General features: G+C 50.9%; 13 protein-coding genes and 1 tRNA gene. 4 read left to right on the top strand and 10 right to left on the bottom strand.

Annotated features, from left to right (window positions below; genetic code table 11):
- Positions 1–803: 803 nt before the first annotated feature.
- From ACW73I_RS15945 to ACW73I_RS15930, 4 genes are all read right to left on the bottom strand, one after another.
- Complete coding sequence (locus ACW73I_RS15945; RefSeq protein WP_458030413.1) at positions 804–1,724, bottom strand: HDOD domain-containing protein; 921 nt, start codon at positions 1,722–1,724, stop codon at positions 804–806.
- 8 nt (positions 1,725–1,732) lie between these two features.
- Positions 1,733–3,052 carry a sigma-54 interaction domain-containing protein gene (locus ACW73I_RS15940; RefSeq protein ID WP_458030412.1) on the bottom strand — a complete coding sequence of 440 codons (1,320 nt, stop codon included), beginning with the start codon at positions 3,050–3,052 and terminating at the stop codon, positions 1,733–1,735.
- 223 nt (positions 3,053–3,275) lie between these two features.
- Positions 3,276–5,759, bottom strand: coding sequence for an ABC transporter permease (locus tag ACW73I_RS15935; protein WP_458030411.1), 2,484 nt, complete (start codon positions 5,757–5,759; stop codon positions 3,276–3,278).
- Positions 5,756–6,445: an ABC transporter ATP-binding protein gene (locus tag ACW73I_RS15930; RefSeq protein ID WP_458030410.1), complete on the bottom strand. Its 690-nt coding sequence runs from the start codon at positions 6,443–6,445 to the stop codon at positions 5,756–5,758. Before ACW73I_RS15930 ends, ACW73I_RS15935 begins: the two co-directional genes overlap by 4 nt.
- Position 6,446: 1 nt before the next feature.
- Here ACW73I_RS15930 and ACW73I_RS15925 point away from each other — a divergent pair, with 1 nt between their 5' ends.
- The gene (locus tag ACW73I_RS15925; RefSeq protein WP_458030409.1) at positions 6,447–7,049 is read left to right on the top strand and encodes an arylesterase; all 603 of its coding nucleotides are present in this window, start codon (positions 6,447–6,449) and stop codon (positions 7,047–7,049) included.
- Between the two features lie 77 nt (positions 7,050–7,126).
- Here ACW73I_RS15925 and ACW73I_RS15920 read toward each other — a convergent pair whose 3' ends face one another.
- From ACW73I_RS15920 to ACW73I_RS15910, 3 genes are read right to left on the bottom strand one after another with little or no spacing between them, the layout of a single operon-like run.
- Positions 7,127–8,089, bottom strand: a complete 963-nt coding sequence (locus tag ACW73I_RS15920; RefSeq protein ID WP_458030408.1) for a DUF58 domain-containing protein — start codon at positions 8,087–8,089, stop codon at positions 7,127–7,129.
- A gap of 29 nt (positions 8,090–8,118) precedes the next feature.
- Positions 8,119–9,024, bottom strand: a complete 906-nt coding sequence (locus tag ACW73I_RS15915) for an AAA family ATPase (RefSeq protein WP_458030407.1) — start codon at positions 9,022–9,024, stop codon at positions 8,119–8,121.
- A 17-nt stretch (positions 9,025–9,041) separates the two neighbouring features.
- Positions 9,042–10,265, bottom strand: a complete 1,224-nt coding sequence (locus ACW73I_RS15910) for an urease accessory protein UreH domain-containing protein (protein ID WP_458030406.1) — start codon at positions 10,263–10,265, stop codon at positions 9,042–9,044.
- 384 nt (positions 10,266–10,649) lie between these two features.
- Here ACW73I_RS15910 and ACW73I_RS15905 point away from each other — a divergent pair.
- Positions 10,650–10,725: transfer RNA gene (locus ACW73I_RS15905), tRNA-Gly, on the top strand.
- A gap of 180 nt (positions 10,726–10,905) precedes the next feature.
- Here the strand turns inward: ACW73I_RS15905 and nifS are convergent.
- Genes nifS through ACW73I_RS15890 form a run of 3 tightly spaced genes read right to left on the bottom strand, consistent with a single transcriptional unit; the run spans position 10,906 to position 13,397 of the window.
- Complete coding sequence (nifS, locus tag ACW73I_RS15900) at positions 10,906–12,120, bottom strand: cysteine desulfurase NifS (RefSeq protein ID WP_458030405.1); 1,215 nt, start codon at positions 12,118–12,120, stop codon at positions 10,906–10,908.
- Entirely contained in the window at positions 12,113–13,024 is a 912-nt protein-coding gene (gene nifU, locus ACW73I_RS15895; RefSeq protein ID WP_458030404.1) for a Fe-S cluster assembly protein NifU, read from the bottom strand. The genes nifS and nifU overlap by 8 nt, the downstream gene beginning before the upstream one ends.
- A 16-nt stretch (positions 13,025–13,040) precedes the next feature.
- Positions 13,041–13,397: a HesB/IscA family protein gene (locus ACW73I_RS15890; RefSeq protein ID WP_458030403.1), complete on the bottom strand. Its 357-nt coding sequence runs from the start codon at positions 13,395–13,397 to the stop codon at positions 13,041–13,043.
- 195 nt (positions 13,398–13,592) lie between these two features.
- Between ACW73I_RS15890 and ACW73I_RS15885 the strand changes: the two genes are divergently transcribed.
- Positions 13,593–13,853, top strand: a complete 261-nt coding sequence (locus ACW73I_RS15885; RefSeq protein ID WP_458030402.1) for a nitrogen fixation protein NifZ — start codon at positions 13,593–13,595, stop codon at positions 13,851–13,853.
- 75 nt (positions 13,854–13,928) lie between these two features.
- On the top strand, positions 13,929–15,527 hold the full coding sequence (locus tag ACW73I_RS15880) for a SagB/ThcOx family dehydrogenase (protein ID WP_458030401.1): 1,599 nt from the start codon (positions 13,929–13,931) through the stop codon (positions 15,525–15,527).
- The last annotated feature ends 3 nt before the right edge of the window (positions 15,528–15,530 follow it).

Raw genomic sequence — 15,530 nt, 5'->3', positions numbered from 1 at the left:
GATTCACAGTCTTAACCGCACCAATACACAAAACATACCTAATTAGAATATATCTTATATTTCAATGCAGTAATTAAACAATTTGAAAAGAGCACTGAGGGATTTACATGATAATGTAAAAATTTTCGACACAGACAATGCAGCAGGACTGTAAATCAATGACGAGACCGTATAAACCCACGGCAACACCTTAAAACCATGAAAACCGCTTGGCACGCACCCGCTATTCATTGAGCGACTAACTAGGCAACTCAAATTTTTAGTCTATCTTTATCCGGTTTAGCCCAGTTTTTTAAAAACACCGGCGATCAAGGGCAATCGCATTGTAAAAGAACATGACACTTTGATGAACCGTTGTAATAACGGGATTGGGCTCTATCGCCGCGCAGCGTCGGCAATGCTTGCGCTTTTTATCCTGCTGGTAGCGGTTGTCGAACCTCAATCGCGGACGCCCACGTTGACGGCCTTGCCACGGATGGTTTGGCAGTGTGCTAGAGCCTCGGGCAGCGTTTTGCCGTCATGCAAGTTTTGCACATAAATGACCCCATCACTATGACGTTTTTCGTGAAAAGTCACTGGCCATGACAGACATCGACACTATTCGATGCGTCTGCAACAGATGGCTCCATCTCCGTTCGCCCATTTCGACTGTCTGAACAATCTTTTATCGGACAACCTTTGATTAAATGAGTCAACCTATTTATGCTTGAAAAATTTGCTTGGGTAAGGAACCGGCTCGCCCTGCGGCAAATAGCGGCGTCAAATTTATCAGTCAGCCACCGCAATCGTCATGCGAACATAATTTACAGGGCTATATTTTCCGCCATGTCGGTTATGGCTTTTATTTCGTCCTTTAAATTATCGAGAATTTCGAAACCGGTTGCCGGCTCCAGCTTCAGCATCTCCCATATTTCGCTAGAACAGGTCTGATTGGATGCGTCGCCGATTCCGATTTGCCCCAGCAAGTAATCGTTGACGTAGGTCAAAATGTTCAGTTGATAATGTTTGCCCCTGTAAAAGGGATTGTGATGGTTGTACACGATGTCGGTAATCAGCTCCGGCATAGACCAGGAGTTCATCAGCCACGCCCCTATTAATGCGTGATTCACTCCGAAGGCAAAAGTCTCCAAATGATAAATGGACAGATTGGGGTTGGCGTTAATCAGCTGATTTAAGTGCTCGAACTCGGCGGAAAATTGATGTCCGAATAACGGAAAACCGATATTGTGCAACAAGGCTGCCAAAAAGACTTCTTCAGGCTTGAACTCGACTTCGTCAGGAATCTTTTTCGCTAGCTTTAACATCAAACGCGTACTGGCCAAAGCATGAATCCAGAACATTCGAGTTCCGATAACACCTTCTTTCGGCGCTCTTAACGGCGCCATCACCGCAAGCCCCAAAGCCATATCCAGCACGAAATTAAAGCCCAAAACCCGGATGATCGCATCCCGAACCGAGGTAATTTTGCCCCGATAGCCATAAAGCGCGGAACTAGCCCAACGAATAATCTGGGCAGTCAAAACCGGGTCGATTTCTATAATTTCGGCCAATTCGTCAACATCCGCCTTGGGGTCGGAAATCAATTCGACGATACGCGCGGCTGTTCCCGGCAAAGGAGGCAGCGCCCGAATATTTGCAATGGTCTCACGCATATCCAAAGGCGGCGTAAACCCATCATGAGAATTGATTGCGCTGAGTGTCCAATGTACCAACGTAGACCGCATTTTTTTGCCTAGTTGAGATTAAGCCGGTTTAATTTTCGATAAAGCGTTCTTTCGCTAATATTCATTTCCGCCGCAATGAGCTTGCGATTACCTTGATATTTTTTGATCAAGCTCGCGATAAAACTCGCCTCATATTGTTCCAGAGCTGAAAGCGAATTTGATATCACTGGTTGCGCGCTAAAAGACGCTACCGTATTAAAATCTATCATTGGCTGAGACGATTCCTCTATCCTGCGCATAAAGTGGACATCATTTTCCTGTATCACGCCACCCGTACATAAGCTACCCGCTAATTGCAAACAATTTTTCAATTCACGGATATTACCCGGCCAAGCATGCTGAATTAACTTAACCAAACCTGCTTTACTCATCGTCAACGGTTGACCTGTTATTAGCCCTATCTGTTCTAAAAAGTGATCTACTAATAAGGGAATATCCTGCTTTCGTTCACGTAACGGCGGAATATCAATCGGAAATACCGACAGACGATAAAATAAATCCTCGCGAAACCTGCCTTGTCGTACCATTTCAGCTAAATCTCTATGGGTTGCACAGACGACCCGAACCGTAGCCCTGAGGCTCGAAGTCCCGCCCACGCGACGAAATTGACCGCTTTCGATAGCGCGCAGTAATTTTGCTTGCTGGGAAATGGGTAGTTCACCAATTTCATCCAAAAACAAAGTACCGTTGTCGGCCAGCTCGAATAGGCCTTTTTTACTTGCAGCCGCCCCTGTAAATGCCCCTTTTTCATGTCCAAACAATTCGCTTTCGAACAAGTCCTCGCCGAACACTGTGCAATCGGCAATGACAAACTCACCGGTCGCATGAGTTGAGTGTCTATGAACGAACTCGGCAGCAAGTTCCTTGCCAGTCCCCGTTTCACCTAACAATAAAACCGGAGCCGATGTCATTGCCGCTTTTTGCAACTTCATCGTTAGTCGTTTGAATGGATCGCTTTTGCCTACCATTCCGCCGTGGTGGTTCTCCTGCAACGTTTTGCTTAACAGACTTTGTGATTCACCTAAATACAATTGGCCTTCCGCGTTAAGCAAAGGATATCCCCTTACATTTAATATCCTTTTTTCCTGTTTCCCTTGTTCGGATGGAAAAATTCCGGCGTACGGCTCCAAAGTCTGAAAAAGCTGATGATGCCGACAATCGCCCTGCTGTTCACAACAAGGCTTTCCGACATAATCGTTACGCATAATGCCAAACACAGCCTCCCAGGCTTGGTTCACAGCAACCACACGTAAATCGGCACTGATGACCACGAACGGTTGTTCATGGGTTTCTAGCAACGATTCAAGCTTAATGACATTTTGCGACATAATCCTTTTTAATATATACGGCTATTATTTTTCGATACCCCAAAGATCGGTTCAGCCAACGATGTCAGCCTCATCTGACAGTTATGACAGATATAAGTCTAGCATTGTAGCGATAAATTTAGCTTATATAAGATATTCAGCACTTAGCTGCGCCAAAGCCTAAACGGCTTGGAAAAGTTATAAGGCTCGCAAAAAGCAAAAGATTCACGGCTTCTCAACACGATTAATACCGTCTTAAAACCAACATAGGCGATCGTTTCACCACGTCCCTGACACCCCAATAACCCGCTAATCCGACCAGTAGCGATCCTAGCACAGGCATTAAAATCCATAACCAAATTGAGGGGCGAAACGGAATATGCAGCACCCAGCTATACAGCACATATAAAACCGTCAATGCTATAAATACGGCCATCACCCCTGCAAATGCGCCTAACGAGCAAAATTCAATTAGCTGGATCTTTCTAAGCCAGGCCCGGCGGGCTCCAAGTGTACGCATCAACGCACCTTCATAAATACGATTATCTAATGTGGCATATACTGCGGCAAACAACACCGAAAAGCCGGCAACTAAACCAAAATAAAGCAAAAGATCAATCGCTTGAGTCAATTGGTTTAATATCATTTTAAACTGTTTTAGAATCTGGTCGACCTCAAGCACCGTAATCGCCGGATAGGTCTTAACCAAACTATTCAAAAGATTTTTCCGCGTTTCCGGCAAATAAAAACTAGTCAAATAGGTAGCGGGAAAATCGGCCAACGTTCCAGGCGAAAAGATCATATAAAAATTGGGCTTCATGCTATCCCATTGCAGACTACGAATATTCGCCACTTCTGCGCTGACTTGAGCGCTACCGACGGTGAATCGTAAAACATCGCCGATATTAATCCCGAGATTCTCCGCCAGTTTTTGCTCTACCGATACCCAGCCCGGCTCATTGCTATGCCATTCGCCGCCTGCGGTAATGACATTGTCTTCAGGTAAATCTTGGGCCCATGTCAAACTGAGATCTCGTTGAGTAGCCGACTCACCGCGGCTATCTTTGCTGACCCTGGCCTGCACGGCTTCATCATTTATTGCCACTAATCTTCCACGCACGACAGGATAGAACCGACTGGAAACGATACCGTTTTGCCGCAGACTTTGCGAAAATGCATGCAATTGCTCGGGCACCACATTTAGCACAAAATGATTGGGCGCATGTTCCGGCAACTGTTGTTGCCACTGTTCGATCAAATCACTCCTGACACTGAAACTCAAACTCATCGCCGCCAGCGTGATACTGAAAGCCAATATTTGGCTAGCGCTGGCTCGAGTGTTACGAACCATCTCTTTTACCCCGAAACGCCAGCTTACACTTAATCGCGGCAGCCACCGGGCCGAAAACCGCAACAAACCGGCTATCAGCAGCACCAGCATCGAAAGCACCAACATTCCGACGCCGATGATACTGGCAGTCATTTTCCAATCATTGCTATAACGCCAGACTAGCACTGTGATCACAGAAGTAGCTAAACCGTAAACCAGCCAGACTTTGGTCGACATAGGCTCGAGCTCTCTGCGTAAGACTCTTAACGGTGAAACTTGACGCAAACGTAACAGAGGCGGCAATGCGAAGCCGAATAAAATCACCATGCCGGTCACAAAGCCAAATAACACGGACAACATACCCGGGTTGGCCAATTCGACCGATAACAAGGGTTTCAATACAAAAAATAAACCGAGCTGCCCCAACCAACCGAATAAACAGCCGACTGCACTAGCCAACACGCCCAAGATTAAAAACTGATAAACATAGAGCCTGACTATTTCGTTTTGCCGGCAACCCAAACAACGCAATAAGGCCGATGTATTGAAATGACGCCCGGTATAACGCTGTGCGGCCATCGCAATAGACACGCCGGCAATCAGAATCACGACGATGCTGGATAATCCCAAATAGCGTTCCGCGCGACGCAAGGCCGAGCCCAACTCGGGCCGGTCTTCATGAATATCCAGGATACGTTGGGATGCATTAAGCAAAGGCCGTATTTGCTGTTTAAATGTCATCAATGCCGATTCGTCGCCGACGAATTGATAAAAATAATGCACATGGCTGCCGGGTTGTATGACGCCGGTCGCTTGCAAATCGGCCTGATTGATCATCACCCTAGGCGAAAAACTATAGAAATCGCCCCGCTTATCCGGTTCGTAACTTAATATTCGCGTGACGAGCAACGGTTTTTCCCCGACCGTCAGCGTATCCCCCACATTTAAATTTAAGGCCGACAAGATGCGCCGCGCCACCCATGCGGTTCCAGGCTCGGGGCCTTTATATACGCCGGCTTCTTCAGCAGCGTCTCCATCCCGGGTCTTCAGAAAACCGCGTAAAGGATAAGCCTCGGATACGGCTTTCACGGACGCCAGCAACATCTCGTTATTTTCCAGCAGCACACTGCTAAATTCCGTGGTTTGGGACCCCGTCAGTCCCAATGCCTGCGCCTGTCTTTGCCACTCAGCATCAATCGGTGTCGTCCCGGAAACAACCAGATCGCCTGCTAAGAACTGGGCCGCTTGTAAGATCAAAGTACGTTGCAATCTGTCGGCGAACAAGGAAATCGTCGTGGCGCTACCTACCGCAATGATTAAAGCCATTGCCAATAAAGTCAGTTCGCCGGAGCGCCAATCACGTTTAAGAAATCGCATCGCCAATTTGAACCGGTTCATAGCATGCTCCCTGCATCCAGTCTGATCATACGCCCGCAACGGGCGGCAAGCGATGCGTCGTGAGTGACTAAAACCAAGGTGGTATGCTTTTCCTGATTCAGTTCGAACAGCAAATCGATAATATGCGCACCGGTTTTGCTATCCAGATTCCCGGTCGGCTCGTCGGCGAACAAAATCTCGGGCTCGGTTACAAATGCACGCGCCAAAGCAACGCGTTGTTGCTCGCCGCCCGACAGTTCCTTAGGCGTATGCGTCAAACGCTGCGCCAGTCCCACCCGCCGCAACAAGGCCCGAGCAACCTCTTCCGCGCTATCATCGCCCGCCAACTCCAGTGGCAACATGACATTTTCCAAAGCGGTCAATCCCGGCAGCAATTGAAAAGACTGGAATACAAAGCCGATCAACGCATTCCGCAGCAGTGCCCGCCCATCTTCATCCATTTGCGTAATATCTTGGCCGGCGATACTGATCGATCCCGTGCTGGGCGTATCGAGTCCGGCCAGTAGACTCAGTAAAGTCGTTTTACCCGAACCGGATTCGCCGACAATCGCAACGCTTTCCCCGCGATTGATGATTAAGTCGATCGATGACAAGATATGCAGGTCGCCTTCGGAAGTTTGCACAGCCTTTGCCAAGCTTTTCGTGACGATAATGGGCGCTTTGCTTTGATTATTTTGAAACTTCATTATGTACCGTTTTGTCCTTGCCTTTATCCTGGGGCTCATGCCATTAGCCGCTATGGCCAAATCAATAGTCGTACTGGGCGACAGTATCAGCGCCGGTTACGGCATTGACGTTAAAGCCGGTTGGGTGAATTTGCTGCAGCAAAAGTTCAACCAACGGCAACCGGGTTATGTTATCAGTAACGAAAGCATCAGTGGCGACACCTCCGCCGGGGGATTAGCTCGCATCGATCAGATTTTAGCCAAGCATAAACCGGCGATTGTGTTGCTGGAGTTAGGCGCCAACGACGGCTTACGCGGCCTATCGCCCCAACAAATGAAAAGTAATTTGACCGAGATCATTAAGCGCTGCCGGCAAGCGCATGCAAAAGTGTTATTGCTTGGCATGAAACTGCCTCCCAATTACGGCAAACGCTTTGTCGATATGTTTTACAAGGTCTATCCGCAGCTGTCCGATGAGCTGAACGTACCCTTGGTACCGTTTATTTTAGAAGATGTGGCTTTAAAACCCGAATCGATGCAAGCGGACGGACTTCACCCTAATACTCTGGGCCAACCCCAAATCGTCGAAACGATTTGGCCTTATCTCCTACCGCTTTTGAAATGAATCGGTATGCCCCAGGGTTCGCACCGGCAAAACGGGAAGTTGTTTTTGGCCAAATCCTAATTGGAATTTACGCCGGATCAGAATAGCGCCAGCGCCTCCAGGCAAGCGGCCTGATGTTTTTGACCTTGATTCGGATTCAGCTGCTTGCCGGGCAGACGCAGGCCATAACGCAGGCCCGCCGTTTCGGCGTCCAGCACCCAGCGACACAACATGCTCAATCTTTCTTCGCGTTGGCCGCCGGGGGTATATTCATAATCCAGCCATAACTCGCTGGCGCCGGCTTCGCTCGCGTATTGTTTACTCATCAACCCTTGCCCCTTGGCATAGGCCCGCCAGTGAATTTGTCTTAGCGAGTCTCCCGGCTGATATTCGCGGATACCGTTGAAGTCGTCCTTGTTGCTGCGCTCAATCGAGCGCGGCCCGTTTTTAGTCATACAACCTTCGCTGCGAACCGGTAGCGGGATCGAATGTTTAGCCGGTCTTGGATAAACCAGCACATGACAATCGAAGCGTAACGGCGACCAAGCGCGGAATATTCCAAACGGATAACAGCTAGACAAGGTCACGGTACCCATTGCCTGCCGTCCGCGCTTTTTGACCGGCGACAGCAAACCGATCGTCTTACTGGAGTTGGCGTCTAAGCTGAGGCCTTGTTCGCAATCTAGTGCGGCTAGCAGCACGGGACGCGCCTGATTGAGCGGATTGTTGACGATAAGTTGAAACCTAGCGGTGTCCCCGGCAAACACCGGCTGTACGTATCCGACATCCACAATCAAGCCGGATAGCGATTTGTACGTATGCAAAATGGTCACGAAAAATATACTCGCCACCAAAAAGCACAACAAATAAACCAAGTTATTGTTGTAAACGAATGCAATCAGCAACAACAAGACTATGGTCAGCACTAAGCCCAGGCCGCGCCCGGTCGGCAAAATGAACACCCGCCTTTGAGTTAACTCAATCGGCCCGCTTTTGGGCTCTTCGCCGCGAATAAAACGGCTGAGTTTAAAGCGCTGTTTGAAGGATAAACGATCACCCATCTTCAACCTGTCCAATAGTATCCGCCCGTTCAAATTGCGGAAACTTGGCCCAGGATGGGCGCAACGATCTGATCCGAATCGGCTTGTTCCGCACGCAAGCGATGGCCCGCCACCGCCGGTAAAACCGCTTGAACATCTTCCGGAAGCACCGCTTCACGCCCCTGCATCCACGCCCAGGCTTTGGCGGCGTTCAACAAGCCCAAACCGGCTCGCGGCGACAGGCCGCAAGGATAAAGATCGGACCGACGGGTAAAGGCAATAATGCCTTGCAGATAATCCAGCAAGGCCGGCGACGTAAAAACGCATTCGACGGCTTCCTGGATTTGCCGTAAACGCGCTATCGTCATTTTCATAGGCAGTGTTTCCAGCAAGGCCTGCCTGGACTGGCCAGCCAATAATGCTCTTTCGGCCTGTGCGTCGGGATAACCCAATTCGATGCGCATTAAAAAACGGTCCAGCTGCGATTCGGGCAAGGGATAGGTTCCGATATGATAAGACGGATTTTGCGTTGCGACGACAAAAAACGGCTCCGGCAGCGGATAGGTCACGCCATCCACCGTTACGCGCCGCTCTTCCATTGCTTCCAGCAAGGCGCTTTGCGCTTTCGGGGTCGCGCGGTTGATTTCGTCGGCCAACACCATTTGACTGAATAGCGGGCCGCTATGAAACTGAAACTGCTGCCGGTCGGCGGCAAACACCGACGAACCGATGATATCGGCCGGCAGAATGTCGCTGGTGAATTGGATGCGTTGATAACTCATGCCGAACAGCTTGGCCAATGCATGAGATAGCGTGGTTTTTCCCACGCCGGGCAAATCTTCGATCAGCAAATGCCCTTTCGAAAGCAAACAACAGACCGCCAGCCTGATTTGGCGCTCCTTGCCCAATATGATCCGATTGGCTTCGGCCAGCAGTTCGCTTAAGTCGTTTTCCATGATGTTTAATCCTTGCTTTAATTTGACATGGCTTGATTGCGAACAAACGCAAAAATACGGCTCCATTGATCTCGAAACCGGCGCAGCAAACGCCGGTAGTCGTGTTCAAGAGACTTAAATACCGGTGATGTTCCGGCACCGTCTTCGCCGGCATTTTGCTCATCGTCGACCACGATAAACGAGCCGGGAATCATCCCCATCCAACAACTCCAAGCCACCACACCGCTTTCTTCGGGGGTAAACGTCACGACTTGTACGCCCGGCTTCACGTCAATCTCAAGGCCGTATTCCGGCACGACTATCCCTTTATTACATTGATTGACCTCCTTGCCGGTGATGATCCATTTCACCGGTATGCCTTTACGCAAAGTAAATTGATTTGGAGCAAAACCGGTCTGTACCACATCCATATTGATCACCTGCTCGGTGTCGCAACTCGGCGCCTCAGCCACGGTGGGCGAAAAACGTTGCGCGAGCCTGGCTATCAATGTATTAAAGTCGACACCGGTCCCGCTGACCGCCAGTCCGCGGTTCAACATAATCACACCCAAAGCCATCACCACTACGCCGGACACTTTCAACAACTTCGGCGTCAAACTACCGGACAACATCGTCGTTAAAAAGCCGAACCCCAACATCATCGGCGCGGCACCCAGCCCAAAGAAAAACAGAATCATCGCGCCGTCAGTTCCGCTGCCCGTCCCGGCGGCCATCACGTACATGGCCTGTAAAGGCCCGCATAAAATCATCAAACCATTCAATAAACCAATCGCGAACGGATGGCTGTGTCTGCGGTATTCGTAGCCGATAAAACGCATGACGAATTTCGGCGTCTTGAATTGAAAACGATCCAAGGCCGGAAATACTTCAAGCATGTGCAAACCGAACAGCAACAAAAAACCGCCGGCCACAATGCCGACCATTCCCTGGGTGTACGGAGTAAAGGCCACAATGGCGCCGAATAAACCGAACAGTCCGCCGATTGCGGTATAGGACAAGGTCTTGCCAAGCAGATACCAAACATGCGTCCAGTGCGACGAATGCCCTTCCTTGGCATGTTTTGCCGAATACCCCAGCACCAACGGTCCGCACATACCGACGCAATGAAAGCTGCTCAAAAAGCCGATCAGCACCAGCAAGCCCGCGTTCACGTCGCCGGTCAATTTCGGCATTTCGACATGATTCATAAACCAGCTGTCCAGCCACAATATCAAGCCGATCCCCATTAGAGCCAGACTCATAATAAACAGTCTATTTAAGGAACTTTGGCCAGTCGAAGGCATTCGCGGAAAATCAGTTCATAAGTCGGGGTTGAGCATTTCGCGATAAATCAGCAGAAACTTAGGAAAACACTTAGTGCGAACAAGCGTGACTATTTTAGATCAATCACAAAGAAATAGTTTGGAAGTGGATCAAACAAGAGCGTGCATATCGGATATCGTTCGGGATTGACGCTAAAAAATCGTTAGGTGTCGACTTTTCCTTGTCTTACACTCAAGTTTTGTATATCATCGCCCCTCTTTCGGTGGCGCCAATGGAGTAACTTTTGGGATATCCGAAAGACTGTAATTCAGCAAAACCGAGTAAGCACGGTACCTACAAAGGCTTTTGTGATTCCGGTCGCAGCGGGAATAGCTCAGTTGGTAGAGCACAACCTTGCCAAGGTTGGGGTCGCGAGTTCGAGTCTCGTTTCCCGCTCCAAAATAAAAAAGCCGCGATCCTGGCGGCTTTTTTATTTCAGTGCTTTTAGCGGTGCGCTTACACGCCTGCCAGCTTCCGTTTCAGCTTTTCGAGCCGCACACTAGCTTAAGGTTTACATACCTCACTCAATTGTAATTTACCACCAAGGCACCCCGCCGCGGCTGTCCGGCGGAGACAGAATTACGCATAAGTAGGTTGAAATGCCTGCTCCGGATTGGCGACGGGCGCGTTGTTGACGCTATCCCAATAAGGCGACAGTCTTCTCAAGGTTGCGACAATATCGGGCATCACTTTCAACACTTCGTCCACCTCATGCATATTGTTGTAGCGCGAGAACGAGAAACGGATCGTACCGTGGGCAGCCGTATAAGGAATATCCATCGCCCGCATCACATGCGACGGCTCAAGCGAGCCCGAGGTACAGGCCGAACCGCTCGATGCCGCTATTCCCGCCTTGTTCAAAAGCATTAATATCGCTTCGCCTTCTATGTACTCAAAAGCGATATCGGTGGTATTGGGTAACCTATCATCCAAGTCGCCAGTGATGAAACAATTCGGAATCTGATCGACAATGCCTCGCTCCAGGCGATCTCGCATGGCCTTGACGAAGGTATTTTCGTATTCCAAATGCTCCATCGCCAGCTCGCAGGCCTTACCCAGCCCGACGATGGAAGCGGTATTCTCGGTACCGGCCCGACGTCCGCGTTCCTGATGACCGCCGCGCAACAATGGACGGAAACGCGTGCCGCGGCGCAGATACAGCACGCCTATGCCCTTGGGTGCATGTAACTTGTGTCCGGACAAAGACAGCATATCGATTTTGGTGTCTTGCAGCATCATCGGAATTTTTCCGACCGCCTGCACCGCATCGGTATGAAACATCACGCCGGCCTCATGCGCCATCGCGGCCATTTCCTGAACCGGGAAAATGGTACCGGTTTCGTTGTTCGCCCACATGACCGACACAATGGCAACTTGATCCGATAACAGATTCTTGTAAGTTTCAAGATTTAAGCGGCCGCATTTGTCTACCGGCATCCGGTGTATGGTGTAGCCTTCCTTTTCCAGATGGTCGACCAAGTTCAGAATAGCCGGATGCTCAACCGCCGTGGTAATGATTTCTTTACGATTGGGCTGAGCCTTGATCGCGGATAAAATGGCCGTCGAATCGGATTCGGTGCCGCACGACGTGAAGATAATCTCCGAGTCATGCTCGGCACCCAATAGCTCCTGTACCTGGCTACGGGCTTTTTTGATGGCTCGCGCCACACCGTCTGCGAATCGATGGATGGACGACGGATTGCCGAACTGCTCGGTAAAAAACGGAATCATGGCCTCTACCACGGCCTTGTCGACTTTGGTGGTGGCGTTGTTATCCAGATAAATGTCAGACATGGCTTGCCTCCTCGATGTTGACCAGTTGAGGCATTTGCGACGCCGGAACGACCTTGATGAACTCACCCAGGATTTCCATCAAGCGTTGTTGGATGCCGCCTATGGTCATGGAGGACATGCCGCAACCGCTGCAAGCACCTTTCATGTTTACATAAGCGGTGTTTCCGACCACTTCCACCAGTTCGACGTCGCCGCCGTCGGCGCGCAATGACGGACGCATTTCTTCCAGGACTTCCTCGATTTTCTTAATCCGTTGCACGCTGGTCAACGGGCCCTTGACAGGGCTTAGTTTCGGTTTTTCAATCGGCGCAGCGGTAGGATCGAAGATCTCGCCTTGCTCTTTCAGGACTCTTTCCAAAATCCCCTCGATGTCTTCGTGACAAGAAGCACAGCCGCCGCCGGCTTTGGTGAAGTTGGTCACGTCTTCGACGGTACGCAGTTTGTTCGCCAAAACCATCTCTTCAATCATTACGGCGTCGATGGCGAAGCATTTACACACCAGCGCGCCTTCTTCGTGGTCGTCTTTCCACTCTTCGCCGCGATAATTGGCGACGGCGGCTTGCAGCGCTTCCCTTCCCATGACCGAACAGTGCATTTTTTCCGGCGGCAGGCCGTCCAACTCGGCTGCGATGTCTTGGTTGGTCACTTTTAGCGCATCGTCCAAAGTCATACCTTTGATGATTTCGGTCAAAACCGAAGACGACGCGATCGCGGAACCGCAACCGAAGGTTTGGAAGCCGGCATCCTCGATGATTTCGGACTCTTCGTTTACACGCAAGGTCAAACGCAAGGCATCGCCGCAGCTGATTGAACCCACTTCGCCGATCGCATTGGCGTCCGCCACCGCCCCGGCATTTTTCGGATTGAAGAAATGATCTTTAACTTTGTCTGAATAATCCCACATGGTTCACCTCGATATCTTAAGAACAGGTTTTCGGCGTGCCGTCGCTATCGCCGGTTGTAAACGACGAGCCGCAAGCACAACTTTTTACGGCATTGGGATTAGTGAATTTGAAGCCCGATCCCTCCAGGCTATCGACAAAGTCGATGGACATACCATCCAATTTCGGCATACTGACCGGATCAACAAATACTTTGACGTCGCCGCAATCGATCACGGTGTCGTCCTGGCCTTGTTTTTCTTCCAGGCGCAATCCGTAAGACAAACCGGAACAACCGCCGTCGGTCACTTCGATCCGTAATCCTCCGGTCGGTTTATCGGAATTGGAAATAAAACGCCCTACGGCTTGAATGGCGCTATCGGTTAAGGTAATCATTTTTCACTCTCCTGAACGGGTTGGCATTGATCTTGTAAACACTTAAAGCAACCTGCATGCCATACGAGAGGAGGTTGACTAAGCCACTGAATTTACTTGGATCAAAGCGGCAGGCCATACTAATTCCGCAAATTGCTTAACAACAATCCCGTTGTTTTTGTCGGATTTGCGACAAACCGTTTTTAGGAGCAAGCTATGAATGTAGAAGAACTGGATTTGGGCGATGTGGTTTACGCCGCACATACCATCGTAGACGATGGCAGCATGCCCGACAGCCAAGAAGGTGAAGTCTTAGCCGAAGAAGGCACCCGCGGCGTGATCGTCATGAAAGGCTATGTCGAGGAAAATCCAAACCGCAGCGTATTTTTGGTGCGCTTCGAAGATACCGAAATGAACCTCGGCCGTCCGATCGGCTGTTGGAGTGAAGATTTAATGATCAGAGAGTTGGTATCCTGATCCAGCCTTCCAAGCTTTATATATCCGAAACCGGCGACGACTCGGCTCGCGATCGCGCCGCCTAACGAGAACGCGATGGACAACCGAACAGACGCCATTCTACGCTATCATCAGCGCACCAAACACCAGTTGAACGCTTACGCCAAAGGCCCGGCGACGCTGGATTGGGACGACCAGCCCAACCCGTTCCGGCGCTTTTCCGATTGCGAATCGATTAAATTGCCTAAGCCCGGCGCCGATCTCGACTTGCTTTTTTCCGAGCTGGACCACCCCCTGCAAATCGAGCCGCAGCCTTCGACACTCGCCAATCTCGGGCTGTTGCTGGAGCTTTCCTTCGGCTTATCGGCCTGGAAGCAATTCGGACCGGACCGCTGGGCCTTGCGTTGCAATCCCTCCAGCGGCAATTTGCATCCGACCGAAGTCTATTTGTTGTGCGCGGATAGCTCGCCATTAGACCGCGGCGTCTACCATTATAATAGTCACGATCACGCATTGGCTCGGCGTTGCCGATTCGAGGGCAATCCGAGTTCTCCCGATTTGTTCATCGGCCTGTCCTCCATTCACTGGCGCGAAGCCTGGAAATACGGGGAACGTGCGTTCCGTTATTGCCAACACGACATCGGGCACGCCCTCGCCGCGCTCAGCTACGCGGCCGCTTGCCTGGGCTGGAGTGTCGAATTGCTGAGCGAAACCGGCGATGCGGACATCGCGCGGCTTTTAGGCTTGGACAGAAGCGCCGACTTCGTCGAACACGAGCACGAAGCACCCGATTTATTTTGTCGCTTACATGTCGAACGAGCCACGAACGGCGCATTCGATGCCGGAGCGATGTTGCAAGCCCTACAACCCGGCCATTGGCTGGGAAAAGCTCAAGCCCTGAGCGGGCGGCATTTTTATCGCTGGCCGGTGATCGACGAGGTTTCCGAGCAAACCCGCAAACCGGCGACAGCGGTCGAGCGCTGGCCGGCGCCGACTCTCGAATTGCCCAAACCGAGCCACGATATGCCGGCCAGCCGTTTGATACGCCGGCGCCGCAGCGCCCAACATTTCAACGGCAAAGCCGACCCGCTGGCTTTATCCGATTTCCACCGGATATTAATGGCGGCGCTTCCGAATGCCAAGCCGCCTTTCACGAGTTGGAATTGGACACCGCAGGTGCATATGGCCGTGTTCGTACATCGAGTGACCGATTTGGAACCCGGCTTTTACCTACTGCCGCGCGACCCGCAAGACGTAAGCGAACTCAAGCAAGCATTTTCCGCCGACTTTGCCTGGCACAAGGTCGACGCGCCGTTCGAGTTTTATCGATTGGTCGCGGGCAATGTGCGGCAAGCGGCCAAGACCCTGTCCTGTCACCAGCCGATTGCCAGCGATAGCGCGTTTAGTCTGGGCATGTTGGCGCGATTCAATGCCAACATCACGGCCGAACCCTGGCGTTATCGCCGCTTGTTTTGGGAATGCGGCCTGCTAGGCCAGATTCTATATCTGGAAGCCGAAGCGGCCGGCGTCAGGGGTACCGGCATCGGCTGCTTTTTCGACGACTCGGTACACGAAGTGTTGGGTTTGAAGGACGACGCTTGGCAAAGCTTGTACCACTTTACGCTCGGCGAGCCGCTCGACGACAATCGGCTGCAGACTCTGCCGGCTTATGCGCATCTGACGGATTCGGTTTGAGGT

This window comes from Methylomonas sp. MgM2 (genome assembly GCF_054172045.1).
This window is presented reverse-complemented; position numbering and strand designations above follow the sequence as displayed.